The sequence below is a fragment of the Rickettsia endosymbiont of Villa modesta genome, assembly GCF_964026485.1.
Taxonomy (GTDB): domain Bacteria; phylum Pseudomonadota; class Alphaproteobacteria; order Rickettsiales; family Rickettsiaceae; genus Rickettsia; species Rickettsia asembonensis.
On the sequence record NZ_OZ032157.1, the window covers coordinates 1,012,702 to 1,039,430 of the forward strand.

Here is a 26,729-nt window from a genome sequence, read left to right on the forward strand (position 1 = left end):
GGAAGCGGGAATGACATAATAACTGTACAATAAAGATTTATAAATGAGCAATCTACAACAACAAGCATCTGATCCTAATTATTCCGTTTGGGTATCGGCATCTGCCGGTACCGGTAAAACCAAAATCCTAACCGATCGATTTTTACGTCTGTTAATAATGGGCGTAGAACCTACAAATATTTTATGCCTTACTTTTACTAATGCTGCTTCTATAGAGATGCAAGCAAGAATTAATAGTAAACTTAAACATCTTTCTCTTTGTGATGCAGAAAAATTAGAAAATGAACTCTTCTTAATGAGCGGCAATAAGCCGCTACCACAAGAAATAGAAAACGCAAAAACTTTATACGATAAAATCCTAAATAGCAACGAGCCTTTAAATATCTATACAATTCATGCGTTTTGTCAAAAAACCCTTAACACTTTTCCTTTAGAAGCAGGTATCACACCGGAATTTAAGATTCTTGAAGAAACTAAATTACAGGATATCTTCCTAAATATCAGAAATGAAATCTACTTAAGTGATGAGCATAATGACTTAATTAAAATTTTACTTAACCGCTTTCATGAAATAACTCTGCAAGATATTTTTACCGAGATAATCGAGCAGAAAATTAAATTCAAAAAGTTATTTATAAATAAGCAAATTCCTAAAGAAATATCTAATAAAAGATTAGCGTTAGGGGAATTAAATAATATTTACGATAAGGTGAAAAACTTATTTGCAGAATATGATTTGGAAATAGAACCGAAAGAAATCTTTTTTACCAAAGACGGAAAAAAACGTAAAAGCCTTTTATCGAAAGAATTAACAAGAACATATCCTAAATTATTGTTAGAGCTAGAAAAAATTATCTCTGAAATTTACCGTTTGGATGAGTTGCGTCGCATAGAGGAGCTAGAATATCATACGAACTTACTTACTAAACTTGCTCATATTATTTTAAAAAAATACGATTCATATAAAGAAGCAAATAATTTACTCGATTACGATGATTTAATTTATTACACCGAGAAATTACTGAATAATAAAACTACACATGAATGGTTGCTACATAAGCTGGAGAGTGAAATAAATCATATTCTTGTCGATGAAGCACAAGACACAAGCCCCCAGCAATGGAATATTATCACCACTTTAATAACAGAGTTTAATGCGGTAGATAGACAACAAAATGTCATACCGTGGCCCCTCCACGGTATCCAGAAAAAAATAAAAAAAGACTGGATCCCGCTACAAGCTCGCGGGATGACAATTTTCATAGTTGGTGACGATAAACAATCTATCTTCAGTTTTCAAGGGGCTGATCTTCATAATTTCAGCTTAGTAAATGAGTGCCTAAAAGCAAAGCTTACAAGTGCCAATAAGAAATTCAAAAATATCACTCTTGAATATTCTTATAGATCATGTGCAGAGATTTTACAATTTACTCATAATGTTTTGAAAAATATAAAATCCAATTACCCGAATTTATTCCTTTCAAATAATCCTTTAATATACTCATTTCGTACACATCAAGGCTCTATAACGGTTTGGCCGTTAATAACAAGCGAAAAACAAGAAGAGCTTTTTTGGGCATTGCCTGAAGATTATGAAAATTCTAAATCCGCCGCTGATTTACTCATAGAAAAAATCATAAATTTTATACAAGAACAAATAGAAAGCAAAGAAATTTTACCCTCTACCGCAAGCAGAATATCTGAAAAAGATTTCATGATATTAGTACGAAAACGAGATGAATTTAGTAATAATCTGATAAAAGAACTTAGCAAAGCTAAGCTTAGAGTTGAGATAAGCGATAGAATTAACATTAAAGAAAATCTAACGATAATGGATTTAATCTCGATAGCTAAATTTGTGTTATTATCTGACGATGATTTAAACCTTGCCGGCTTACTAAAATCGCCGATTATCGGCATGAACGAAGAGCAATTATACAAACTTCTTGTAAATAAAACCGATAATAGTTTATGGGATAATCTATCTGCTTGTGAAGAAATATACGCTAAGTTAAATTCCCTAATTGAAATTTATAAAATATCGACTGTTGAGCATTTCTTTGATTTAGTAGTGAATAATCTAAATTTACGAGAAATTTACGATGATACTATGATAAATGAGCTATTAACATTAAGCAAAAACTATGCAAATGATATAGATAATTCACTGCAAGGATTCATTGCTTGGTTTGAGAATAACGATATCTACATCAAACGTGATATGGAGCATTCAGATAAAATAAGAGTAATGACCGTCCACGGCTCTAAAGGACTTGAAGCTCCTATTGTTATATTATGCGATTCTACTACTTTGCCGGTAAGTAGCAATAAATTTATTTGGGACGATAAAGGGGAAATGTTTTTTTCTGCCAATATTGTAGATACACCGGAGTTCCTACAAGAACTAAAAGAAGCTGAAAAGTTAAAAGATTTACAGGAGTATATAAGACTACTCTATGTTGCAATGACAAGAGCTAAAGACAGGCTGATTATATGCGGTTTTAGTAATAAAGCAGCCGCTCCTGAAAATTGTTGGTATGAAATAGCCAAGCAAACTTTTGATTAACAGCTGCTTTATTAAGGGCATTGCTAAGTCATTATTCGGCTTTCCAACTCTCCTAAACGTTGCTCGCTTCTCTCTATATCTTCTTTTGTGACAGGATTTTTTAATAAAAATGCAATTTCATCTTTTAGCATGTTTATCTCTTTTTCAGTAGAATCTAATATACTTCTTTAACTTGAAAAGTTGGAAAATGAATATTTAGATGAGCGAATAATCAATGTTCTTATGGATAATTAATATCTAATACTACCAATTCTTCAGGTAAAAGAAGTATATATATACTTCTTCAACATGAAGAGTTGTTAAAATGATTAGGCACAATGGTTTGAAAATTGTCATTTACCAATGAAGAAATTTTATTTTTATATTTTTCAATATTTTCAAAAAATATTCGTATAGAATCAGTAAATGTCTCAAAATTCGCATAAAATTTATTGTTACTTACAACAGAATGCATAAATTTCCACAGTCGTTCAATTGGATTCAAATTAGGACTATATGCTGGCAAAAATAGTAACTCTATTTTACTGTATTGTAGATATTCTTTTACCTTTTTTGACCTATGATATCCAGCATTATCGCATATCAAATAAATCTTACTTTTATCTTGATTATTTGCTTCTAGTTTCTTTAAAAATTCAATAATATAATCACCATTAACCTTAGGATTGTCAGTTGTTACTACCTCTAAATCCTTAAGATTAATAGCACCAATAATATGTTTACGCTTCCAACCACTGAAACTTGGTAATGTTTTAACTACATTCTTTCTAATCCAACCAAATCTTGCTCGAGTTTGGTATTGAGGATGAACACTATCCATAAAATAAATAGACTCATCTTTAGCTAAATTATTTTTTAGCAAACTATATTGCAGCTTAAATTCCTCTTGCTTAGCTAAATCTATTTTTCCAGGAATTAACTTAGGTTTCTTATAACTAAAACCAAGTCTGTGTAATAGCTTGATTACCCCAGCTAATGTATAGATTACTCCATATTGACGTTCTATGAACAAACCTATATCTCTAGCATACATATAATTATTATTTTCTAGATGAACTATTAACTCTGCTTCCTCCTGTCTAGTAAGTTTACTATCACTACCGCCATTTCCAGGCTTAAGCTTCTGAGCATTATGATAATCTATTAAATGTTTTCTTATCCCTCCCCATCACTCAGTAATAACACTTTCGATATCTCATCAATACTATAGCTATCATCATACATGAGAACAGCTTTGATTCTATCACAAATCCTCTTATCCCTTTCGCTTCTATGGTAAAGCTTTGATTCTTCTTTTTCTACTGATGTTAATTTTCTATAAATCCATTCTTACTTAATAACACTTGCTGACTTCTTTGACAATTTTTCATTTACTAGAGGTATACTTCTTTTACCTGAAGAATTGGTAGTATTAGATATTAATTATCCATAAGAACATTGATTATTCGCTCATCTAAATATTCATTTTCCAACTTTTCAAGTTAAAGAAGTATATATATTGAAGGAAGCATTAAATAAGTATCAAGCTCCACAGATATTTAATAGTGATCAAGGTAGTCAATATACCAGTAATGATCATATACAGATTCTTAAAGATTATAATATTCAGATATCAATGAATGGTAAAGGCAGAAGTATTGACAATATTGTTATTGAGCGTTTCTTTAGGACGCTGAAATATAATTGTATATTTATTAATGATTATCAAAATATAGGAGAGCTTAAAGAGGGTATCAATGATTATATCAGTAAATATAATTATCAGAGATTTCATTCAAGTATTGGGTATAAAAAACCCATGAATGTCTATCTCGATAGTATACAATATCATACACAAATGGCAGCTTAATTTTGAACAAAATTACCAAGTAAATTGCTCAAAATCTTGGCTTGATTTTTCAGTCCATTATACATATGAAAGGAGCTTAAGGCTTACCGTACCGATGATTTGAGCAGTATGTCCTGAAAAATACTTTCCAAGCATCCCCAGTGTTAAGCCTTTACCCGCTTGAAGATTAAGCTCCAGGTTAATTAAAGAAGTATAATACATTATAAACATCAATATTATACTAGGTATTATACCTAATTTTGCTAATACCATAGGCAGTGCTATCATACCGCTACCTATACAAGTACCTGAAATTAACAGGATTGAACCAATAAGTTCTTGCATAATTTAATGAAAGTTATATTGAAGAAAAAAGTATGTAATTTTTGCTAAAAAGAAAATCAGCTAAAAAAAGAAGATAAGATTTTAAAGGAAAAAGTTTTGATAAGTAAAATTAACATTCGTGTAATTTTGTTAAAGCATATGTAACGATATAGTATAATTATATTAATTATTTATGTCAAATTATTAATATTGCTTTTTAGGGGTATTGTTATATATTCTTATTAGACACCTTCCCACACTTCGCTTCTAGAGGTAATTTATACGTCGATCCGGTACTCACATCCTCTCGTATGTCTATATACGCTGCGGTGCTGCGTTCCGTGTCTCCTTTAAATTCCTCTCTATAAGCTGGTTTGGAAAGATGTCTATTGAAATTTACTATATTCAAAAATGCAGAGATTAGCCAAAATAATTAGTAATGCAGGAATATGTTCTAGGCGTGATGCTGAAAAGCTGATACTCGAAGGGCAAGTAAAAGTAGACGGCATTACAATTTTATCACCGGCTACAAATGTTGATATTAGTAATCAAATTGAAGTATCAGGCATATTAATCAATCAATCGCAAAAACCAAGGCTTTGGATTTATTACAAACCTGTCGGTTTAATTACCACTCACAAAGATCCCTTATCTCGTAAAACGGCATTTGAGCAGCTAACCGGCTTACCTCGTGTTATTTCAATAGGTAGGCTGGATTTAAATAGCGAAGGTTTGTTATTACTAACTAATAGCGGTGACTTAGCTCGTCAGTTTGAGCTACCCTCAAATAGGTTAAAGCGAGTATATCATGTTAGGGCATATGGGAAGTCTGATATTCTACTAAAAAGTGATTATAAAAATTTAGAAATTGACGGGATATTTTATAATCCTCATTCGATAAAGTTACTTAAGCAAAATAAGAGTAATTCTTGGTTTGAAGTAGTTTTATTTGAAGGAAAAAATCGTGAAATTAGAAGAATATTCGAGTATTTTGGACTAAAAGTTAACAAATTAATTAGGATTCAATATGGTAATTTTACGATAGATAATCTAAAACCCGGAGCTTATAAAGAAATAAATAATAAAATACTGGAAAAATAATTAGTAATGTGTTATTATCAGTGCATTTTAACTAATCATATAGAAAACATATGACAAATCTTAATATATATAAATGTGAAGAAAAAGACTTAAACGATTATCTTGGTTATATAAAAGATAACCCTAGTGTCTCATTAAATAATTTTATCAAAAATAAATATTTCGCTGAAGATAATGATAAAATTATTATTACTAGCTTAGAAAATATGGAAATTAACGAAGATTTAGTCAATGCTAATTTCCAAGGTACAATATTAACAGATGCCGTATTTAATAATTGTGACTTAACAAATACCATATTATGTGATTCAGATTTAACAAATGTAAAATTTAATGATTGTACATTTATCGGTACCGACTTTAGAGGAGCAAATCTTCATTACACAGACTTTAATTATAAAGATTATGATAACTATAAAATCCCCAATCTAAAAGATAAAATACGAGATATACAACTATCTTTTTCAGATCTTGAAAGACTAAATAAATATATAGATAAGGATTTAGAAAAAGAACGCATTAAAGAAGTAGTTATAGATGAAACTACAAATAAAAAGAAATATATTCTAGCTACGGAAGACGAAGAAACTTTACATACAGTTAAATCAAAAGAGCTAAAGACTAAGCAAGAAGAGTTAGAAACTCTAAAGCAAAACCTAGATAATCCTGGGATTGCTACCAATCTTTTAAATGCTTTTTGGAATAGTGCAGAAACTATTGCTCAAAACCGACAAAACGAACTAGGAAAAATCAACAAGTTACAACATGAAGTAAATAAACTAGAAACTGAAATATATGCTTTAGATAACCTTAGAATGTTCTGCGGTAACGGTCTTGCAGATATTTTTGCACAGCTAAAAAATGAAGAAATACAAATAAAACTAGACCCATCATATATTATAGGTTCGACTGCCAAAGAGCGTGATATACCGAAAGAATATATAAAATTAACTTCTGCCGAATTTGATCTATATTTAGCTGAAGCAGCAAAACAATCTGACATAAAATTATCTCTTACCGATTTTGTTAGAAAACAAAAAAATCTTTCAAAAGATACACATATAATCCCTGATCTTTCAGAAATTAATTTATCAGGTAAAACCCTTACTAATCTTAACCTGAAGAATACATTATTTGCTTCAGCTAATTTAGAAAATATTAAAATTTCGGATTGTAATTTAGATTTTACTAATTTTGAAGGAGCTAATTTACAAAATGCCGTTTTTCAAAATGTTACAGCTCGTAACGCAGGATTTCTTTTTGCTGATCTTAAAAATAGCAAAATTGAAAATAGTAATATGTCGAGAGCTTACATGCCTAAAGTAGATTTATCTGAAGCAGAAGTAACAAATAGCAAATTTAATGCTGTTATGATGGTTAATGCCGATGCCGAAAAGTTAATTATTAAAGATTCAGAATGGAAAAATTCTAATCTTACCGGTATATCACTTGCTTATGCAGATATGCAAAGAGTTCAAATGCAGGGAGTAGTTTTAAATAATGCACTTCTAGATCAAGCAAATATAGTTTCTACTGATCTTGAAAATGCTTTTATGAATAATGCACGTGCGTTAGAAGCAAAATTCAAAGAGCAATGTAACATGCAAGGCATAACTGCAAGGAATGCTTATTTTAGCGATGCTGAATTTGAAAATATACTATCTTTAAAAGAAGCTGACTTACGAGAAGCTATAATGCAGCGTGTCAAACTTAAGAACGCTGACTTAACAAAAGCAAAGCTTGATAAAGCAAATCTTGAATATGCCGATCTTACAAACGCTACGCTTACTAATGCAACTGCACAATTTGCTAAGTTAAGTAATGCTACTTTAGAAAAAGCAGAAGCTGAAGGATTAAATATTTCTGATGCTATTGCTAAAAATATTAATGCTAAGGAAGCTAACTTTAAAAATGCAATTATGCGGCGTGCCGATCTTACTAAAGCCGATTTCACTAAAGCGGTGCTTGAAAATGCCGATATGCAAGCAGTAGAAGCATTTGATGCGATATTTAAAGAAGCAAATCTAACACAAGCAAATCTAAAAGCAGCAAATCTAGCTGGAATTAATAAAGAAGGAGCAGATTTTGATAAAGCAAAAATCAACGATGCTACAAAGGTGCATGATACTAAAGGCGAGGCTAAAGGGAATTTAGATCATCAAGATAAAGACGGTAAAACAACATCTGTCAATGTTAACGAACATGCTAAATTACAAGATAAAATTCATGCAAGAGAAAAAAGCGGTTGGTTTCTGAAAACCGGAGTAGGACAGCTTTGTACAAAAATTGCTAAAACTACTACATCAGGAATTAGCAGCGTAACAAATTTTTTAGCAAGTAAGAAATTTTTAGTAGGGCTTGCCGTAGTAGCGGGTCTTGCAGTAGCAGCTGCACCTTTTGTAGCGATGCCTGTATTATTGGTCACCGGCACGGCCCTTGCTACTAAAGCTGTTATTCTAGGAGCAGGTATTTTAGCCGGAGGTCTAGTCGCTACCAGAACTTATAAACTTACTCAAAAACCTTTATGCAATCTTCAGAAATCATTTGAAAATTTGACTAGCAGTATAGATAAATATATCTCACCGCCTCCTGAAAATATTGATGAATTAGTAACAGAAAAACAACAAGCAAGACAAAAAGCTGAGACAGAAAAATCTAAAGAAAGGGAAGAAAATTTAAATAATGTAAATAATAATATTGATAAAGCTAAAGAACAAGATATTTTAAAACAAGCACAAAATAATTTAAACCAGGAAACGCCAAAAGTAGAAATACAAGAAAAGAAAGATACAACTGTAGAAAAACAACAAACAGAACCTGGTAAATTTGCAGCAAAATTTAAGCCTAACACTAAAGGCAAAGGATTTGTCGCAAAAATAAAGGACGAAAAAAAAAACACAAATTCAACAAAAGAAGCATATAACTAAATAAGTGTTAAAAATAATATCCGGTAAATATAGAAACCAAATTATACCTACCGCTAAAAATATCAAATATCGACCTTCCACCGGTAAGCTCAAAGAGGCAATATTTAGTATATTAACCTCCGGTGAGTTTACCGGTAATAAATTATTTAACGAAACTACCCACATTCTCGATTTATTTGCCGGTAGCGGTAGCCTTGCTTTTGAAAGCCTATCAAGAGGAGCAAGTTTTGCTACCTTAATTGATATTGATACATCCTCATTAAAAATAGCAGAAGGATTTGCTAAATCTCTAAACATTGAAAATAATGTTAATTTGGTTAATATTAATGCTTTAAATCTACCGAAAGCAAATGAATCATTTGATCTTGTATTTATAGACCCCCCTTATCATAAGGATATAGTGCCTAAAGTAATGAAATTGCTGATAAAAAATAACTGGCTTAAAGACGGTACTATCATAGTTATTGAGATGGCTAAACTAGATGATTATGCTTTAGATGAAAATATTGAACTTTTACGTGAAAAACTATATGGCAAGAGTAAGCTACTGGTTTTGAGATTTACTGTCATTCCTACGAAAGCAGGAATCCAGTAAGAAATATATAAAAACTTATTTTTATATATTTACTTCGTCAAGTATGTAATAATTAAGACTATTTTTGTGGATTCCTGCTTTCGCAGGAATGACATAGGAACGCTTCACAATGAATCATAGCTTAAAAACATGACCAAAGACAAGAAGCATTATATCTGTTCTAACTGTGGAAATACTAGTCCTAAATGGTCGGGGCAGTGCTTTGACTGCGGTGTATGGGGTAGTATTGTCGAAGAGATAGTAAGCACGAATAAAGCAATTGTTAAAACAGGTAGCAAACAAGATTTCGATAAGCTTTCAGGTCACGTAGCCGAACAGTTACGCATCCCTACCCCTATAGGCGAATTAAATAGAGTACTAGGTGGCGGTTTGGTGCTTGGTTCTGCTATATTAATAGGAGGAGACCCTGGCATAGGCAAATCTACTTTGTTACTACAACTAGCAGCAAGTAACTTTGCATCAAAGATGAATTGCTTATATATAACGGGCGAAGAATCATTAGACCAAATAAAATTAAGGACCATAAGGTTAAATCTAACTAACTATAATACCGATATTTTAGCAGCCACTAATTTGGAAGATATTATTGCGAGTATAGAAGCTAATAAAAATAATATTGATTTAGTAGTGATTGATTCTATTCAAACAATTACCACAAAAGAATTATCTTCGCCTCCAGGCACTGTTTCACAAATTCGTACATGTGCAAATGAACTTGTTAATTATGCTAAGCAAAACAATATAATTATTTTACTAAGCTGTCACGTAACTAAAGACGGTCAGCTAGCAGGTCCTAAGATACTTGAGCATTTAGTTGATACCGTATTATATTTTGAGGGAGATCATAATAATCATTTCCGTATTTTACGTTCATATAAAAATCGTTTTGGCGGTGTGGGTGAAATAGGCGTATTTGAGATGAGCGGCAGCGGGCTTATTGAAGTAACAAATCCGTCTGAACTATTTTTGATGAAGCGAGAGCAGAACGTTATAGGTACGTCTATTTTTGCAGGAATTGAAGGCTCAAGACCGTTACTTATGGAAGTACAAGCCCTCATAGTACCTTCAAATATGGTAACTCCTAGACGCTCTGCGGTGGGCTGGGATGCTAATAGATTATCAATGATACTTGCCGTGCTTAGTAGTAGGATAGGACTTAATCTTGCTAATTATGAAGTATATTTAAGCATCGCTGGAGGGCTTAAAATTGCCGATCCTGCTTCGGACCTCGCAGTAGCAGCGAGTTTAATATCTGCCGCAACAGGAAAACCGGTTCCTGAACAAAGCGTTTTTTTCGGCGAAATAAGCTTATCGGGTGAGATAAGAAAAACTGCAAAAGCAGAAACAAGAATAAAAGAAGCCGTAAAGCTTGGATTTAATAAGATTATCTGCTCTAAGCTTGAGAATTTAACGTATGACTTTATATCTTCCGTCTCACATTTAAAGGATTTAAAAGAGATAATCAAATGAGTATAGTCAAATCAGTTGGATTTAATTACAAGGAGCAAGGAGCGAAGCCTATAACTAATAGGAGTGCGACGAGTGACTCGTTCAGTGAATTCAAATCATTTGACTATATAGTTTATGAAATAAGAAATTTGGAAGAAGCACGTAATTTTTTATCTAGTGTAGAAGAGCAGTTGATATTAACAAATCATGCCTCTAGCGTAAAATATTACGGTATGCTAGCAATTGATTACATGTTTAAAATTTTAAATAAAGAATTTCCGAAAAAAGTTTTAGGGCTTACCGTAAATGTAGGAGAGGATCACGCCGCTTTATTTACTGCAATCAAACTAGGATACAATAATATAGTATATACAGGGGATTCTAAGGAAGCTAGAGGGTTATTGGGTGGAGTGAAAAAACACTCTATGTCATGCCGTGACCCCGCCACGGTATCCAAAAAAAATTAAAAAAGACTGGATACCTCAGGTACAAGCCGCGGTATGACACCAAGGAAAAACTATGAATATCAAAGATGTAGGAGTAATAATTGCTAAAAAACCTTTGAAAGAAAATACATTTATTATTACGGTTTTTACTAAAAATCATGGTTTATATTCGGGAGTTGTAAAAGAATCTTCTAAAAAAAGCAAATTTATATATCAAGAAGGGAATATTGTAGATTTTCTTTGGCAGGCAAGACTACACGAACATATCGGCATGGCTAAATGCGAACTCATCAAATCTTACACCGGTTATTTTATCATAAATAAAGCTAAATTATATGCCTTTAATTCCGTTATATCTTTAATCAAAGAGTTATTTCATGAAAGAGAAGAACATTCTAATTTTTTTTCATTTCTAATTAACTATTTAGATAATTTATCAAAGAATTTTTGTTTTCGTGATTATATTAATTTTGAGCTGGCTTTACTTGCCGAGACGGGTTATAAGCTTGATCTTACCAAGTGCGGCGTGACTCATGTTACAACTGATTTAACCTATGTATCACCTAAATCAGCTAGAGCATTATCATATGAAGTAGGGAAGCCTTACAAAGATAAATTATTGATTTTACCAAAATTTTTACTTTCAGATGATAGTGAGATTACATTAGAAGAAAAAAGGCAAGCTTTAACCTTAACAAACTATTTTTTAAATAGATATTTATTTCATAATAATAGACAAGTTGAAGCACGCCAAATTTTTATTGAATTTACTATAAATAATTCTTAAAGATTCTATATTTTTACTTTTATTTTTCTTATTTGATGATATACTCATTTAAGTAATTACTTAAATAAGTATGTGACATGACTAGATTAAGCAGAGATATACCAAACGAATTACATCACTTTCTTAAAGTTCACACTGCACATAAAAATGATACTATTATGAATTTTGTAAGAGAAGCGATATATCATAAAATAGAACAGGCAAAAGAATTAAATGCAGAATCAATAAAAATATTAGAAGAATCGGCAAAAAGTTTAAATATTAATCAATATTCTTCATATAAAGAAATGTATAAAAAGCTTAATTTAATATGATTCTGCAAACTTCTGGTATTTTATTCTATGTCATTCCCGCGAAAGCGGGAATCCAGTTGAGTAAAGCTGCTTAAAAGCTTTACTCAAAAAGAAAACAATATAATAAAAAGACTTTTTTAGCCTAGATTCCTGCTTTCGCAGGAATGACATGAGAGATTTTTCAAAAATTTTCTGGTACACTACACATGTACCGGCACCCATAGTGACTTATTTAAATAATAATCTATGAAAATACTAGCATTTGACACAGCCAATAATACTGCATCGGTAGCAATATCCGAAAATGAGAATATTCTGGCATATATAGAAGAATTACGCCCTTCTATGCAAGCAGAGAATCTCATGCCGATGATAGAAGACGTGATGAAATCAGCTAAATGTTCATATGATGATCTAGATTATTTAGCGGTAACTAACGGGCCGGGTAGCTTTACGGGCATTAGAATAGGACTTGCTAGTGCTAAAGGTATATTATTTGCCAAGGAAAATATTAAAGCAGTAGTGGTTAGCAACTTTGAATATGCCTACTTTAGAGCCATAACTCAAGTTAAAGATTATGATAAAATATATGTCTTTTTAAACGCTTATCGCTCACAGCTTTATATGCAAGTTTTTCATAAATCAGAAAAAATAGAAGAGCCGTTATTGATAGATTTCGAGTATGCTATAAAACTGCTTGCAAAAGAGAAAGGTAGTATAGTGTGCTGTGGTAGCGGGCTTGAATTTATATATCACCAAATTATACATTTACCGAATATAATAACCTTGCCACGTTTTGCACGAGTTAAAGCATGGGTTATTTGTAGATATATTGCTAGTAGATTATCGAGCGGTATGAAGTTAAATAGCTCTATCGAACCGCTTTATATACGCCCGCCTGATGCGCTAAAATAGCAATAAATTACGTCGTTCCTAGTTAAAAGCAACCTTGTTGCATGGTTTGTTTTATGTCATTCCCGCGTAGGTGCGAAGGTATTGTTGCGTGGACCGAAAAATCCGTTCGGTGTCATACCGTGGCTTGACCACGGTATCCAAAAAACAATAAAAATACTAATAATTTTAGTATTTTTATTTGGATCCCGCTACAAGCTCGCGGGATGACAGAGGCGAAATTGATCCACGCAACAATACCTTCGCACCTACGCGGGAATAACATCAAGTAGGTTTTTTGATTCATGCAACAAAATTACTAAAAGCAGGCATCCATTTTTTTGTCTACCGTATGTGTGAAATAAGATAGGTTGACATAAGAGCTTTATTATACGTATACTACATCATCACTTTCATAATAGAATCCAAAATCATTACCTGATAACTTCGTAGTAAAATCACTATTAGAGAACCCGACTTGATTGTCTGATACTTCTATTTCATCTTCACAATCAGAGAACCCGGAATCACTATCAGATCCTTCACCTGATTCTTGCTTTGCACACTTCTTGTCATGTATACTTCTTTTACCTGAAGAATTGGTAGTATTAGATATTAATTATCCATAAGAACATTGATTATTCGCTCATCTAAATATTCATTTTCCAACTTTTCAAGTTAAAGAATATACTGAACAAAAATTATCTTAATTTTAAACACTATTTCTTCCAAAAAAATATCCTTCCTATAATTCTCTACTTAATTTCTTATCTCTCAACACTTCCTTTATATGTCATCTTTTCAAAAACTTCACCTAATTCATTTTCAGGCGTGTTTACAATTTCTTCTACTAACTCATTATCAGAAAGGGTTTCAAGCTGATCTAAGAGATTAAATGTTTCTTCAGCATTATTATTTAAATAAGAAAAAACTTTATTACTCACAAGATTAAAAGTTTCAGCAACTTTAGAAGAAAGAATACTAGATGTATTTTTTATAATATTAAAACTCTTTACTCCAAAATCATAAACTGTTTTTAATGATGAACTAAATGTACTGAACAAGCCTTTACTTTCAGCTGTGTTAGTTACTTTTTCTCTACCATCAAGCTCATTCATAATATCAGTATATTTGATTTGAGAGATGCCTAGAGTATCTGGCTGACCTTTTACTGCTTCTTGTAAGGTTGTTTTAGAATTTAAAAAAGGATATTTAGCTTGAGCTTCTACTATTTTTTTATTACATCTTGCACTTTTTTCGTCATACTGCTTAATCGAATTATCTAACAATTTCATCGTTAGCAAGATAAGAAGCCGGCTTTGGAGAAATATTATGTGGGATTAAATTTTGTAACTTATTAAAAATTGATGTTATTGCCATAATTTTTCCTCATTTCTTATTATTAAATAGAAATTATGAAGAGGTCAAGATAAAATATAATAATTATTAACTTTTTATTATATTTTGCTTAAAATTAATTAATTTATCAAAGAGGGATATTCTACTAAATGTTATTCGCACGAAAGCAGAATATTGTTACGTGGACCGGTAAAACCCAATGTGTCACCTAGTTCGCTTGCCCCATAGTAGCGGACAATTTTTGTTCTATGTCATTCCCGCGTAGGCGGGAATCCAGTAAAATAAAGCTTTTTTTAAAAGCTTTACTTTACAAAAACTATGTAATAAAAAATCCTTAAAATTAAAGATTTTTTAGTCTGGATCCCCGCTTTCGCGGGGATGACATCGGAATCTTTTTAAAAAATGTCCGGTACTATTGGCTTGACCACGGGGTCCATAAAAACAATAAAAAATACTAATAATTTTAGTATTTTTAACTGGATCCCGTGGTCAAGCCACGGGATGACAGAGGTGAAATTCATCCACGCAACAATGCCTTGCGGGAATGACATATAATAAAAATTCTACTATAATTGTCTCTGTTCTTGAACTAGCTCAAAAACTTCAACTGTGTCTCCTTCTCTAATATCTTCGTAATTTTCAAATGCTATACCACACTCATATCCTTCTCTAACTTCTTTAACTTCATCTTTAAAGCGTTTTAAAGTTTTGAGCTTTCCTTCATGAATGACTACATTATCACGTAATAAGCGTACGCCCGCTCCTTTCTTAATAATCCCTTTAGTTACATAGCTACCGGCGATTTTACCGACTTTGGTAATATTGAATATTTGTCTAATTTCTACGCTTCCGATATATTGCTCTCTAACGATCGGATCAAGCATACCGCTCATAATAGCTTTTACGTCATCAATTAAATTATATATTATACTATAATATATAATATCGACTTTTTCTTTTTCTGCAGCAGTTAAAGCATTTGCCCCTGCTCTAACGTTAAAGCCGACAATAATAGCTGAAGAAGCATGTGCAAGAGATACATCGGATTCCGTTATCGGACCTACGCCGCTATGAAGTATACGAAGCTTTATTTCATCACTCGGTAATTTTAATAAGCTACCTGAAATAGCTTCAACCGACCCTTGGACATCACCTTTAATAATTAAAGGTAATTCCTTAATTTTACTATTACCGGAAGCTTTTAAAAACAAATCTTCTAAACTTGAACGCGGTGCAATAGATATTTTCTTTTCTTTAGCAAGACGCATTCTATATTCAGCTATATCTTTTGCTTGTTTCTCATTTTGTACTACGTTAAATTTATCACCGGCAAAAGGTACTTCGTTTAAGCCTTGAATTTCTACGGGAACAGACGGTGTTGCTTCCACTATTTCTAGTCCCTTATCATTAGCCATCTTTTTAACTTTACCGTAAGAGCTACCTGCTATTATAATATCACCGTTTCTTAAAGTACCTCGTTGAACTAATATAGTGGTTAGCGTTCCTCTTCCTTTTTCGATTTTTGACTCGATTACAACACCGGCAGCCGAACCGAAAGGACTCGCTTTTAAATCCTGCATTTCTGCAATTAATAAAATTGCTTCTTCAAGTTTATCTAAGTTAATTTTCTTTAGTGCCGAGATAGGAATAACCATAACGTCACCACCTGCCTCTTCGCCTATAATTTCGTGGACATATAATTCGTTCTTTACACGCTCAATATCAATATCAGGCTTATCAATCTTATTAATAGCTACAATTATAGGAACGCCCGCTGCTTTCGCATGATTAATTGCCTCAACCGTTTGCGTTTTGATTCCATCATCTGCTGCTACCACTATAATAACTATATCCGTTACTTTAGCACCTCTTGACCGCATTTCCGAAAAAGCCTCGTGACCCGGAGTATCAATAAAAGTAATCGCTCTACCGTCTGCAAGAGTTACTCTATAAGCCCCGATATGCTGGGTAATTCCTCCAGTTTCACTTGCAGCAATATCCGTAGATTTAAGAGCGTCAAGTAATGATGTTTTACCGTGGTCTACATGCCCCATTACTGTAACAACCGGAGCACGCGTTCTCAAATCTTCAACCTTATCATCACTAATTAAAACATTTTCAACATCCGATTCTTGAACTCTTTTTACCGTATGCCCTAAATTTGTTGCAACTAGTTCCGCCGTATCGGCATCTATTGTTTGGCTGGCATTTGCAAGAATACCGAGCTTCATTAATTCTTTAATTACATCTGCTACTCTTTCAGACATAGCATTTGCAAGATCGCCGACTCCGATAACTTCCGGTATCGTCACTTCTCTATATACTTTTTCAGGTGCTTGTGATACTAATTTACGCTTTTCTTTTTCTCTAGCTCTTTTTATAGAAGCAATACTTCTAGTTCTACCGCTTTCATCGTCGCCAAGCATATTGAAAAGATCGGCTTTTTTGAATTTTTTCGGTTCTTCTAGCTTAATTTTTGGTGCGACTACTTTATTATCTGCTGTTTTATCTAATTCTTTCTCTGATTCTATCCCGTAACGTGTTCGCATTCCTACCAAAGGAGACTTTACAAAAGTTTCTTCTTTCTTTTTAGATGTTTGTGGCTGTATATCTTTGTTATTTTGGACAGTTTTAGCACTAGCTTCTACTTTTTCTTCTTCTGCATTTTGCTGTTTTTGTTCAACTTCAGTTTCTAGCGTTTCTATTTTTGAGTTAGCAGACTGGTTAATACTTGCAAGTTTACTTAAAGTGCTTATTTGTGAAGGGTCATTTAATTTAGATTGCTCAGCAGCTTTTTTAAGAATAGATAAACGTCTGTTAAATTCTTCCTTATTCGCATCAATAGCAGTTTGATCTAAGCTATTTCTTTCTTTATTTAATGAAAGGGTAGTAGTACTACCGGTAGCGCTTTTTCTAACTTCTACTAGCGTTTTAGATTTAGCATTAACAAAGCTTTGAGCTCCTGTAAGAGAGTCAAAAGACTTATTAAGCGATAATTTTGAATTGCCAAGTGTCAACTTTTTGGGTTTGATTTCCTGGTTATCCGTCATATTTAAAACCTTTGTGTTTCTGTTTTTTCCGTCTACTACTTATTATGTCATTCCCGCAGAAATGTTGCCCGCATGGATCAGTTTTTCTCGTCATTGCGAGGAGGCTTTGTTGCATGGACCGGTTTTCTATTGTCATCCCGCGACTTGATCGCGGGATCCAGTTAAAAATACTAAAATTATTAGTAGTTTAAATTGTTTTTATGGACCCCGTGGTCAAGCCACGGGGTGACAATAAAAAATCTGGATTCCCGCCTATGCGGGAATGACATCGAGCATGTTTTTTGATTCATGCAACCACCCTTTCACAGGAACGACGTACATTCTCATCCTCTAACTATCCTTTAATTCACCGTGCTGTCTAGCAGTTTTAATCAGCAATTTAATATTTTCGTCCGTTATATTAGAATTTGGAGCTAAATTTTTAAATTCATTTACGCTCATCTCTCCTAAATCTTCTATGGTCTTTATACCATATTCGGCAAATTTTAATGTTAATTCAAGCGGTAATTCTAATATATCTATTAATTCTTGCTCAACTCCCAGATCCTCTAGCTTTTTGATAATCTTTTCATTCTTAAGATCGACGTAATTAATAGCTCGATTTTTGATCTCTACGGCGAGTTCTTCCTCAAAGCCTTCGATTCTTGTTAAAGTACTAACTTCACTAGTTGCGATTTGTTCTACCGAATTAAATCCCGTTACCGATAAAAGCTGACCTATAACTTCTTCAACATCTAAAGCTTCCATAAATAATTCCGTAGAAGTTAAGAACTCTTCGTTTCTTCTTTTTGATTCTCGCTCTTCGGTCATTATATCGATATTCCAACCTGTAAGCTTAGAAGCTAAACGAACATTCTGCCCTCTTCTACCTATTGCAATACTTTGATTTTCTTGCGAAACTACTACTTCTACCTTATGCCTATCCTCATCAATCAAAATTTTTGTAATTTCCCCGGGTGCAAGCGGTGCAAGAGCATTAACTATAAACTGTGCCAGATCATCACTCCATAATACTATATCAATTTTCTCTCCGTTTAACTCATTTGTTATGGCTTTTACTCTATTACCTCTAATACCTACGCATGAGCCTACGGGATCTATACTACTATCCGAAGCAAATACCGCTATTTTTGCTTTCGAACCGGGATCACGTGCTACTGATTTTATTTGAATAATATCTTCAAGAATTTCAGGTACTTCTAGCTTAAATAGCTTAACCAGCATTTGGTTATCTACTCTAGACAAGAAAATCTGTGGTCCTTTTGTTTCTTGCCTTACATCCTGTACATATACTTTTATACGATCATTAGGTTTAAAATTCTCACCCTTAATTAATTGATCTTTTTTTATTATTGCTTCAGCACAACTCAAGTCAACTATTACATCACCGTATTCTATTCTCTTAACTATCCCGTTTATAATTTCGCCTTTTCTATCTTTAAAGTCATGATATTGCTTTTCACGTTCAGCTTCTATAACACGTTGAGTTATAACTTGTTTTGCAGCTTGAGCCGATACTCTAGCATGATCAATCGGTGGTAAATATTCATATATCTCATCACCGATTTTAGCTTCCGGATTCTTTATTAAAGCTTCTTCAAGTGAGATTTGCGTTAAGTAATCTTCTACATCTTCTACTATTTTTAAGATTCTTAAAAGATTTATCTCACCGGTTTTCCTATTTATCTGAGCTTTAATATTATATTCATTACCGTATTTTTTTCGTCCTGCTACTTGTACCGCTTGTTCAACCGTTGAAATCAAAATTTCTTTTGATATTCCTTTCTCACGGGCTACAGAATCTATAATTTGTAAAATTTCTACATTACCTATATTAGACATACATTATCTCTTATTGCTTTAGGTTCTTGCGTACAATTTCTAAAAAGATTTAATTTTGGTTATTTTTTAAAAATACCTCAAAATAGCCAATCAATTAGAAACTTTCACAGAACCTAGTAATTTTTTAAATACTTCTTCAGTTAAAACTAGATTGGCATTTTTAATTAAATCATAATCAATTAGTACTTCTTGTTCTTCAAATTTTAAATATATTTTATTATTTTCGGCTTTAATTATTTTACCCTGATAACGAGTTTTGCCGTTCAATAATTCTTTAAGTTTGATTTTAACTTCTCTTCCTAAAAATCTATTATAATTTTCAAACTTTACTAACGGACGTTCAAGACCGCTTGATGCTACCTCTAAAGAATATGCATCTTCTATTAAATCTTCAACATCTAGAATAGCGGAGATAGTTCTACTTGCTTTAGTACAATCTTCCACAGATATTTTTTCACCGTTTAAGCTATCAATTAATATCTCGACTACTTTAGGGTTAACACCTTTAAACTTAACAAGAACTAACTCAAACCCCATATCCGTCAAGGATTCTTCTATTACGTTTGTTATTTGTTGTTCAATAGTTTGCATATTTGATGTTTATAACAAAAAAGGTGGGATAAACCCACCTATCTATAATTTTTATAATGCTTATCCGTAACGAAAATACACTAATTAGAATATATAAGCAATATTTAACTTTATATTTTTGTAAAACAACATATTTATAGATGGGCAAATACTTGATAACCCATCTTGCCCGCTTAGAGATGGATCATAGTATCCTCCTGATGAACAAAAATTCTTCTATATGAATCTGAGTATACATAACCCCCATTTTCTCTTCTAATATATGTTGCACATGATTGTTAAAAGAACGAGGACCGCAAATTTCATAGGTTTTGCCTTTTAACATACCTAATAAAAATTCTTCAGCTATTCTACCGGTATGATAATGTATACTTCTTTTACCTGAAGAATTGGTAGTATTAGATATGAATTATCCATAAGAACATTGATTATTCGCTCATCTAAATATTCATTTTCCAACTTTTCAAGTTAAAGAAGTATATATGAAGGGTGTACTTTTACTAGCTGATTTTCAGAATCAAATAGATAATTTGTTACAGTTCCATTAGGATTTTTCTTTATTAGACATTCATAATAATAACCTTCTTCATCATGACCGGTTTTTATAACTGTAAATTCACTGTATTTTTCTCCTACTTTAACAGTAATAACTTGCCCATGTTTATGCGGTATTACTTTTTGTTCATTTTGTCCATAAAATTTTATTTTTGCTGTATTTTTATCAGCACTTTCTATTTCAATTTTTATTTTATGACTTTCAAAACTCTCTATATTATACTTTTCTTTTAATTCATCATATTGCTTCTTTTCAGCATCTACAAAATGCTTTCCTACTATATTTAATATTTCCGTTACCAGCTTGTTGTCCTTACCTACATTTGATATAAGCTCTTCAGCAACAGGTTGATATAGCTCTGAAGGAATATTACGCCCTACATGTATACCGACAATTTTTGATACCGCATTTTTAAATTTATGATCATTCTCTAATGCTGATTGGATTACTTCTAAAAGATCTACTTCATCTGTTTCACTACTGTATTCCTTTCTCAGGTTTTTCAGTATTAAAACTATTACTATTAAAAAATTCATTTACCACTGCTTCATATTTAGTTGCTAAATTTCCATAAAAATTTAAAGATTTAGTAATATCAAAATTCTTAGATAGCTCAGCAGCTTTTCTTATTTCTTTCACTATAGTTGTTCTAGACATAATAACTCCTTTTTTAATAATATAAATTTGAAATTTATATAATATGTATTTAAAATACATATTATAGTAACTAGACTTATATATACTTCTTTAACTTGAAAAGTTGGAAAATGAATATTTAGATGAGCGAATAATCAATGTTCTTATGGATAATTAATATCTAATACTACCAATTCTTCAGGTAAAAGAAGTATATGTATTTTTATTTGAATAGATATTACACTAAAAAAATATGAGCAAGGCTTAAGAAAGTTAGGAAACCTAGAGCATCGGTTATGGTTGTTAGAAATACGCCGGAGCCTGCAGCGGGGTCTATATCAAAATAATGCAGTATTATAGGAATAGCAGAGCCGAATAATCCGGCTACTAAAAAATTAAAAATAACTGCAATAGCAAAAATAACGCTAAGATTTAAGTCAAGCAACATCACAAAGCTAAGTCCTGCTCCGATAATTGCAAGTACAAAACCGTTAAAAGCCGATACGGCTATTTCTTTTAATATAACTTTATTGACATTATTAGAAACGCGAATTTAGGATAAGGAAGAAGAGAAGCATGGAATAAGAATAAAGTATTTACAAGTTAAGAGTGTTGGGTTACTGAAGTTTTTCAACAAAAAAACAAGAACCCAACAATGAAAAAATGTATCACAACTTTATTTTATATACTAGACAATTTTTGTGAAATATATGAAGAATGGGAGAAGCAAAAATTAATACCAACAGATAGAAAACGCCGGAGAGAAGGGAATTTAAGCCTTTCAGAGCTTTTAACTATCGTATTATATTTTTATATATCGCCGTGCAAAGATTTTAAGAATTATTATTTATATCACTTATCATATAAATATAGAGGTTATTTTAAATTACCAAGTTATAGTCGAATAATACAATTATGGTCAAGATTAATTCTACCGCTTGGTTATAATGTTGCAACTATTTAGAGGAGAGGAAACAGGAATTTATTGCATAGATTCAACTAAATTATCGATATGTTATACAAAACGTACAAATAGCAATAAAGTATTTAGTGGTATACTTCTTTTACCTGAAGAATTGGTAGTATTAGATATTAATTATCCATAAGAACATTGATTATTCGCTCATCTAAATATTCATTTTCCAACTTTTCAAGTTAAAGAAGTATATAATCACCATTAACCTTAGGATTGTCAGTTGTTACTACCTCTAAATCCTTAAGATTAATAGCACCAATAATATGTTTACGCTTCCAACCACTGAAACTTGGTAATGTTTTAACTACATTCTTTCTAATCCAACCAAATCTTGCTCGAGTTTGGTATTGAGGATGAACACTATCCATAAAATAAATAGACTCATCTTTAGCTAAATTATTTTTTAGCAAACTATATTGCAGCTTAAATTCCTCTTGCTTAGCTAAATCTATTTTTCCAGGAATTAACTTAGGCTTCTGATAACTAAAACCAAGTCTGTGTAACAGCTTGATTACCCCAGCTAATGTATAGATTACTCCATATTGACGTTCTATGAACAAACCTATATCTCTAGCATACACATAATTATTATTTTCTAGATGAACTATTAACTCTGCTTCCTCCTGTCTAGTAAGTTTACTATCACTACCGCCATTTCCAGGCTTAAGCTTCTGAGCATTATGATAATCTATTAAATGTTTTCTTATCCCTCCCCATCACTCAGTAATAACACTTTCGATATCTCATCAATACTATAGCTATCATCATACATGAAAACAGCTTTGATTCTATCACAAATCCTCTTATCCCTTTCGCTTCTATGGTAAAGCTTTAATTCTTCTTTTTCTACTGATGTTAATTTTCTATAAATCCATTCTTACTTAATAACACTTGCTGACTTCTTTGACAATTTTTCATTTACTAGAGGTATACTTCTTCAAAACCGGAAAGAGTTTGTAGTGTAAAAGAGATATCAGTGTACTATAATATTTCCCTTAATCATTTGGTAAAAGTGATCCACAGATTAGCACAATTAGGATATATTAATAGTAGTAAAGGAAAAGTAGGAGGAATTAAGCTAGCATTTAGCCCTTCTTCCATGAAGTTGGGAGATATAATAGAAAAATTAGAACCTAATATGGATATAGTAGAATGTTTCAATAAAAATACTAATAGCTGTAGAATTACAAATTCATGCCAATTTAAACATTTTATTAAAGAGGCAAATGAAGCATTTATAAAAACATTGAATAATTATACATTAGAAGATGCAATGATTACTAAAACAATTCAAATTGAGGATAAAAAATAACCATTTTTTCTTTTTCCGCATATTAAAAACTCCTTATTCCCCTTAGCTCCTAGTATTGGACTTTCTATAATACTAAATATTTTAAAATTATGCTCTTTTGCAAGCCAATCTTTGATTTTATCGCATACTTTTTGATGTAAGAGAGGATTTTTAATAATTCCGCCCTGCTCTACTTCATGCTTTTCGACCTCAAACTGCGGTTTTATTAAAGCAATTAGCATGCAATCTTCTTTAGCTAAATTTAGTGGAGTCGGTAATATAGTGGTTAAGCTAATAAAACTGGCATCACAAACAATTAAATCAGGCTTCGTTGTTATTTGCTTATCGGTTAAATATCGTGCATTAGTCTTCTCAAGCACTTTAATTTGTGGATTGTCACGTAATTTAGGATGAAGTTCACCATAACCGACATCTACGGCAAAAATTAATTTTGCTTTACGTTCAAGTAATACTTCGGTAAAACCGCCGGTGCTACTACCGATATCAATACAAACTAAATTTTCGGGATCAATTTTAAAATAATCCAAAGCAGCAATTAATTTTAATGCTCCTCTTGAAACATAATTATGCTGCGGTAGCTTTACCTTAATGTCGGTATCATTTATATTAACCTGTATCCCAGGCTTAATTAACTGCTCATGCTTATTATGTACTTTACCTTGGATAATCAAGCTTCGTGCTACAGCAATATCTGTTACAAAACCTTTTTGCAGCAAATATTCATCAAGCCTTATTTTAGTCATTTTAATATCTGAGCGATTTGTCCTAACGGGGTTAAATTAGTATTTAAAAAACTACCATCTTGCTTTCCATTATAAACTAAATAATTTTCAATATTAGGATCAAATTTAGAAAAATAAGTTAGATTCTTAATAAAATCTTTCTGCAAAGTGGAGTTAAATTTAATCTCTATCGCTTTTATCTTACCGCCCCACTCACCGACACAATCTATTTCATGACCTGTTTTATCACGCCAAAAATAAAAATTTGCCGGTAACCCTAAATTTAATCTACCTTTTAAAAGCTCCAAAATTACTAAATTTTCATATAATGCCCCTTTGAGGTAATGAGTTTCTAATTGTTTATCTTGTTCAAGTCCTAACAAATTACAAGCAAGACCGGTATCATAAAAATATAATTTTGGCATCTTTATGAGTCGCTTGTTAAAATTTTTATAAAACGGATGGAGAAAGAAAATAATATAACTTGCTTCTAATATGTTAAGCCACTGCCTAGCCGTAGTATGTGAAATACCGCAATCTTGTGCCAAAGAAGAAAAATTCACAATCTGCCCTATTCTACCCGCACATAACCCCAAAAAACTACGAAACTGATTTAGGTCACCGATATTTTGTAATTGCCGTACATCTCGTTCAATATAAGTTTGAGTATAGTATGGATAAAAATCAAGCGAGGATATATTTAAATTATGCAAAGAAGGGTATCCCCCTTTAAATATAGAAGTTAAAGGGTTTTCTGTTTTTTGAATTTCAGATAAACTCAAAGGTAATAAAGTAACCATACCAACACGCCCTGCAAGCGATTGGGTTATATTATGATTAAGAGCAAAATTTTGAGAACCGGTAATTACATATCTTCCCTTTTGAGGCGAGGCATCTACTACACCTTGTAAATAAGATAATAGCTCCGGTACATGCTGCACTTCATCAAAAATAGCCCCATTATGATATTTAGATAAAAAGGTACGCGTGTCTTCTTTTGCTTGCAATCGAATGTCTAAATCTTCTAACGATACATAAGGTAAATTAGGAAATAGCATTTTAGCTAAAGTAGTTTTTCCTGATTGTCTAGGGCCGGTAATACCAATTACAGGAAAAAACTGAGAAAGCCGCTCTATAACTTCTCTAATACTACGCTGAAACATAGTCAGACCTATCCACTTAAATTTTATAGTTTCAATTTAGCACGATTTAATTTTATATTCAAGAATTACCGCTTAAACCTTAACTAATATATGTCTTTTTTTACCGGAAGAGAGCTTTATAACATTTTTATCAAGTAAAAAAGTAGTATTAATTATCATATTCTCATCTGCAACCACCTCATCATTTATTTTAGCACCTTTCCCTCTTATAAGTTTGCGTGCTTCTGACTTAGAGCTAGCAAGACCTGCTTCATGAAATAACTCATACGCACTAATACCTGCTTGTAATACCTCCTGCTCTAAAACAACAGCAGGTAAATTCTCATCGATTTGCCCTTCTTCAAATATCTTTACCGCAGTTTCTAAAGCTGATTTTGCTGCCTGCTCCGAATGACAAAGCTTAGTTAGCTCATAAGCAAGCTGTTTTTTAGCTGCATTAATATCTTCAGCCGCTAAACTTTCAAACTTATTAAGCTCTTCTTGAGTTAACTCGCTATATAATTTGGCAAATCTAACTATGTCGGCATCCTCGCAGTTACGCCAATATTGATAATAATCATACGGGCTTAACAAATCTTCATTAAGCCATACTGCTCCCGCAGCAGTCTTGCCCATCTTAGCACCCGAGCTAGTCGTAAGTAGTGGCGTCGTCATACCGAACACATCTTTGCCGCTTATTTTACGGGTTAAATCGGCACCCATTACGATATTGCCCCATTGATCGCTACCGCCAAGTTGCAAGCTACAATTATAATGCTTGCTTAAATAGTAAAAATCATATGCTTGCAACAACATATAGTTAAACTCTAAAAAGCTTAAATGCTGCTCACGCTCAAGTCTTAGCTTTACCGAATCCATAGTAAGCATACGGTTGATTGAAAAATGAATACCAAAATCTCTTAAGAACGCTAGATAATTGAGCGAATCCAACCACTCTGTGTTATCCAGCATTATAGCATCACTTTCACCTTCGCCGAACTTGATAAATTTCGATAAAGATTTTTTAATCCCTTCAGCATTCTTAGCGATATCTTCTTTACTTAAGATTTTACGAGCTTCGTCTTTCCAAGTAGGATCACCGATTTTACTCGTACCGCCGCCGATAATTACAATAGGCTTATGCCCATGCTGCTGAAGCAACCGTAATATCATTATCTGCATTAAACTACCGATATGTAGCGAGGTAGCAGTACAGTCAAAGCCTATATAAGCCGCTATTTTTGTTTCTTTCGTTATAATAGTTAACCGATCCAAATTGGTACATTGATGGAAATATCCTTTATTTATAAATTCTTCTATAAAACTCATATATTAT

21 protein-coding genes and 7 pseudogenes are annotated in these 26,729 nt (G+C 32.3%); 14 read left to right on the forward strand and 14 right to left on the reverse strand.

Translation table 11 applies throughout. The annotated features are described in order from the left end of the window. Nucleotides 1–43 precede the first annotated feature (43 nt). The gene (locus AC5584_RS05845; RefSeq protein WP_499216156.1) at nucleotides 44–2,566 is read left to right on the forward strand and encodes a UvrD-helicase domain-containing protein; all 2,523 of its coding nucleotides are present in this window, start codon (nucleotides 44–46) and stop codon (nucleotides 2,564–2,566) included. Nucleotides 2,567–2,849: 283 nt separating this feature from the next. Here the strand turns inward: AC5584_RS05845 and AC5584_RS05850 are convergent, their stop codons facing one another. Further along, entirely contained in the window at nucleotides 2,850–3,725 is an 876-nt protein-coding gene (locus AC5584_RS05850; RefSeq protein ID WP_499217009.1) for an IS630 family transposase, read from the reverse strand. Nucleotides 3,726–4,061: 336 nt separating this feature from the next. Here AC5584_RS05850 and AC5584_RS05855 point away from each other — a divergent pair. After that, nucleotides 4,062–4,415, forward strand: a pseudogene (locus AC5584_RS05855) (transposase); the annotation flags it as partial. A 57-nt stretch (nucleotides 4,416–4,472) separates the two neighbouring features. On the opposite strand, the gene AC5584_RS05860 reads toward AC5584_RS05855, so the two are convergent. Further along, complete coding sequence (locus AC5584_RS05860; RefSeq protein ID WP_499216157.1) at nucleotides 4,473–4,739, reverse strand: aromatic amino acid transport family protein; 267 nt, start codon at nucleotides 4,737–4,739, stop codon at nucleotides 4,473–4,475. Between the two features lie 223 nt (nucleotides 4,740–4,962). Next, nucleotides 4,963–5,127 (reverse strand): annotated as a pseudogene (locus AC5584_RS05865) (palindromic element RPE1 domain-containing protein); the annotation flags it as partial. 2 nt (nucleotides 5,128–5,129) lie between these two features. Between AC5584_RS05865 and AC5584_RS05870 the strand changes: the two are divergent. The 9 genes and pseudogenes from AC5584_RS05870 to AC5584_RS05910 form a co-directional block, all read left to right on the forward strand. Continuing rightward, nucleotides 5,130–5,819: a pseudouridine synthase gene (locus tag AC5584_RS05870; RefSeq protein ID WP_499216158.1), complete on the forward strand. Its 690-nt coding sequence runs from the start codon at nucleotides 5,130–5,132 to the stop codon at nucleotides 5,817–5,819. Between the two features lie 50 nt (nucleotides 5,820–5,869). Beyond that, nucleotides 5,870–8,746: a pentapeptide repeat-containing protein gene (locus tag AC5584_RS05875; RefSeq protein WP_499216159.1), complete on the forward strand. Its 2,877-nt coding sequence runs from the start codon at nucleotides 5,870–5,872 to the stop codon at nucleotides 8,744–8,746. 4 nt (nucleotides 8,747–8,750) lie between these two features. Next, complete coding sequence (gene rsmD / locus AC5584_RS05880) at nucleotides 8,751–9,341, forward strand: 16S rRNA (guanine(966)-N(2))-methyltransferase RsmD (RefSeq protein WP_499216160.1); 591 nt, start codon at nucleotides 8,751–8,753, stop codon at nucleotides 9,339–9,341. Between the two features lie 129 nt (nucleotides 9,342–9,470). Next, a complete protein-coding gene (radA, locus tag AC5584_RS05885) occupies nucleotides 9,471–10,811 on the forward strand; it encodes a DNA repair protein RadA (RefSeq protein ID WP_499216161.1) in 1,341 nt (446 codons plus the stop codon). Between the two features lie 107 nt (nucleotides 10,812–10,918). Further along, a complete protein-coding gene (locus AC5584_RS05890) occupies nucleotides 10,919–11,257 on the forward strand; it encodes a hypothetical protein (protein WP_499217010.1) in 339 nt (112 codons plus the stop codon). A 52-nt stretch (nucleotides 11,258–11,309) separates the two neighbouring features. Beyond that, entirely contained in the window at nucleotides 11,310–12,023 is a 714-nt protein-coding gene (recO, locus tag AC5584_RS05895) for a DNA repair protein RecO (RefSeq protein ID WP_499216162.1), read from the forward strand. Nucleotides 12,024–12,100: 77 nt separating this feature from the next. Continuing rightward, entirely contained in the window at nucleotides 12,101–12,337 is a 237-nt protein-coding gene (locus AC5584_RS05900) for a hypothetical protein (protein WP_499216163.1), read from the forward strand. A 225-nt stretch (nucleotides 12,338–12,562) separates the two neighbouring features. Then, nucleotides 12,563–13,231 (forward strand): tRNA (adenosine(37)-N6)-threonylcarbamoyltransferase complex dimerization subunit type 1 TsaB, encoded by a 669-nt coding sequence (gene tsaB, locus AC5584_RS05905; protein WP_499216164.1) that lies wholly within the window; start codon nucleotides 12,563–12,565, stop codon nucleotides 13,229–13,231. Nucleotides 13,232–13,315: 84 nt separating this feature from the next. Then, a pseudogene (locus tag AC5584_RS05910) lies at nucleotides 13,316–13,470 on the forward strand (MFS transporter); the annotation flags it as partial. A 510-nt stretch (nucleotides 13,471–13,980) separates the two neighbouring features. On the opposite strand, the pseudogene AC5584_RS05915 reads toward AC5584_RS05910, so the two are convergent. Beyond that, nucleotides 13,981–14,587, reverse strand: a pseudogene (locus tag AC5584_RS05915) (SrfC family effector protein); the annotation flags it as partial. 381 nt (nucleotides 14,588–14,968) lie between these two features. Here AC5584_RS05915 and AC5584_RS05920 point away from each other — a divergent pair. Next, entirely contained in the window at nucleotides 14,969–15,121 is a 153-nt protein-coding gene (locus tag AC5584_RS05920) for a hypothetical protein (RefSeq protein WP_499217092.1), read from the forward strand. 11 nt (nucleotides 15,122–15,132) lie between these two features. On the opposite strand, the gene infB is transcribed toward AC5584_RS05920, so the two are convergent. The 6 genes and pseudogenes from infB to AC5584_RS05950 all read right to left on the reverse strand — a co-directional run. Next, nucleotides 15,133–17,616 (reverse strand): translation initiation factor IF-2, encoded by a 2,484-nt coding sequence (gene infB / locus AC5584_RS05925; protein ID WP_499216165.1) that lies wholly within the window; start codon nucleotides 17,614–17,616, stop codon nucleotides 15,133–15,135. Nucleotides 17,617–17,946: 330 nt separating this feature from the next. Further along, nucleotides 17,947–19,458: a transcription termination factor NusA gene (gene nusA, locus AC5584_RS05930; RefSeq protein ID WP_499216166.1), complete on the reverse strand. Its 1,512-nt coding sequence runs from the start codon at nucleotides 19,456–19,458 to the stop codon at nucleotides 17,947–17,949. Between the two features lie 90 nt (nucleotides 19,459–19,548). Continuing rightward, on the reverse strand, nucleotides 19,549–20,049 hold the full coding sequence (rimP, locus tag AC5584_RS05935) for a ribosome maturation factor RimP (RefSeq protein WP_499162911.1): 501 nt from the start codon (nucleotides 20,047–20,049) through the stop codon (nucleotides 19,549–19,551). A 468-nt stretch (nucleotides 20,050–20,517) separates the two neighbouring features. Further along, nucleotides 20,518–21,141 carry a hypothetical protein gene (locus AC5584_RS05940; RefSeq protein WP_499216167.1) on the reverse strand — a complete coding sequence of 208 codons (624 nt, stop codon included), beginning with the start codon at nucleotides 21,139–21,141 and terminating at the stop codon, nucleotides 20,518–20,520. Then, nucleotides 21,083–21,262, reverse strand: coding sequence for a hypothetical protein (locus AC5584_RS05945; RefSeq protein ID WP_499216168.1), 180 nt, complete (start codon nucleotides 21,260–21,262; stop codon nucleotides 21,083–21,085). The genes AC5584_RS05940 and AC5584_RS05945 overlap by 59 nt, the downstream gene beginning before the upstream one ends. Nucleotides 21,263–21,479: 217 nt before the next feature. Further along, nucleotides 21,480–21,782 (reverse strand): annotated as a pseudogene (locus AC5584_RS05950) (magnesium transporter); the annotation flags it as partial. A gap of 114 nt (nucleotides 21,783–21,896) precedes the next feature. On the opposite strand from AC5584_RS05950, the pseudogene AC5584_RS05955 reads away from it, so the two are divergent. After that, nucleotides 21,897–22,293, forward strand: a pseudogene (locus tag AC5584_RS05955) (transposase family protein); the annotation flags it as partial. A 103-nt stretch (nucleotides 22,294–22,396) separates the two neighbouring features. Here the strand turns inward: AC5584_RS05955 and AC5584_RS05960 are convergent. Further along, a complete protein-coding gene (locus AC5584_RS05960) occupies nucleotides 22,397–22,798 on the reverse strand; it encodes a winged helix-turn-helix domain-containing protein (RefSeq protein ID WP_499216169.1) in 402 nt (133 codons plus the stop codon). A 347-nt stretch (nucleotides 22,799–23,145) separates the two neighbouring features. On the opposite strand from AC5584_RS05960, the pseudogene AC5584_RS05965 reads away from it, so the two are divergent. Further along, nucleotides 23,146–23,529: pseudogene (locus AC5584_RS05965) on the forward strand (RrF2 family transcriptional regulator); the annotation flags it as partial. Here the strand turns inward: AC5584_RS05965 and AC5584_RS05970 are convergent. From AC5584_RS05970 to tyrS, 3 genes are all read right to left on the reverse strand, one after another. Then, nucleotides 23,508–24,272 (reverse strand): TlyA family RNA methyltransferase, encoded by a 765-nt coding sequence (locus AC5584_RS05970; RefSeq protein ID WP_499216170.1) that lies wholly within the window; start codon nucleotides 24,270–24,272, stop codon nucleotides 23,508–23,510. The pseudogene AC5584_RS05965 and the gene AC5584_RS05970 sit on opposite strands and share 22 nt — an antisense overlap. Continuing rightward, complete coding sequence (locus AC5584_RS05975; protein ID WP_499216171.1) at nucleotides 24,269–25,414, reverse strand: ATP-binding protein; 1,146 nt, start codon at nucleotides 25,412–25,414, stop codon at nucleotides 24,269–24,271. Before AC5584_RS05975 ends, AC5584_RS05970 begins: the two co-directional genes overlap by 4 nt. 72 nt (nucleotides 25,415–25,486) lie before the next feature. Beyond that, nucleotides 25,487–26,722, reverse strand: coding sequence for a tyrosine--tRNA ligase (tyrS, locus tag AC5584_RS05980; protein ID WP_499216172.1), 1,236 nt, complete (start codon nucleotides 26,720–26,722; stop codon nucleotides 25,487–25,489). Between the last annotated feature and the right edge of the window lie 7 nt (nucleotides 26,723–26,729).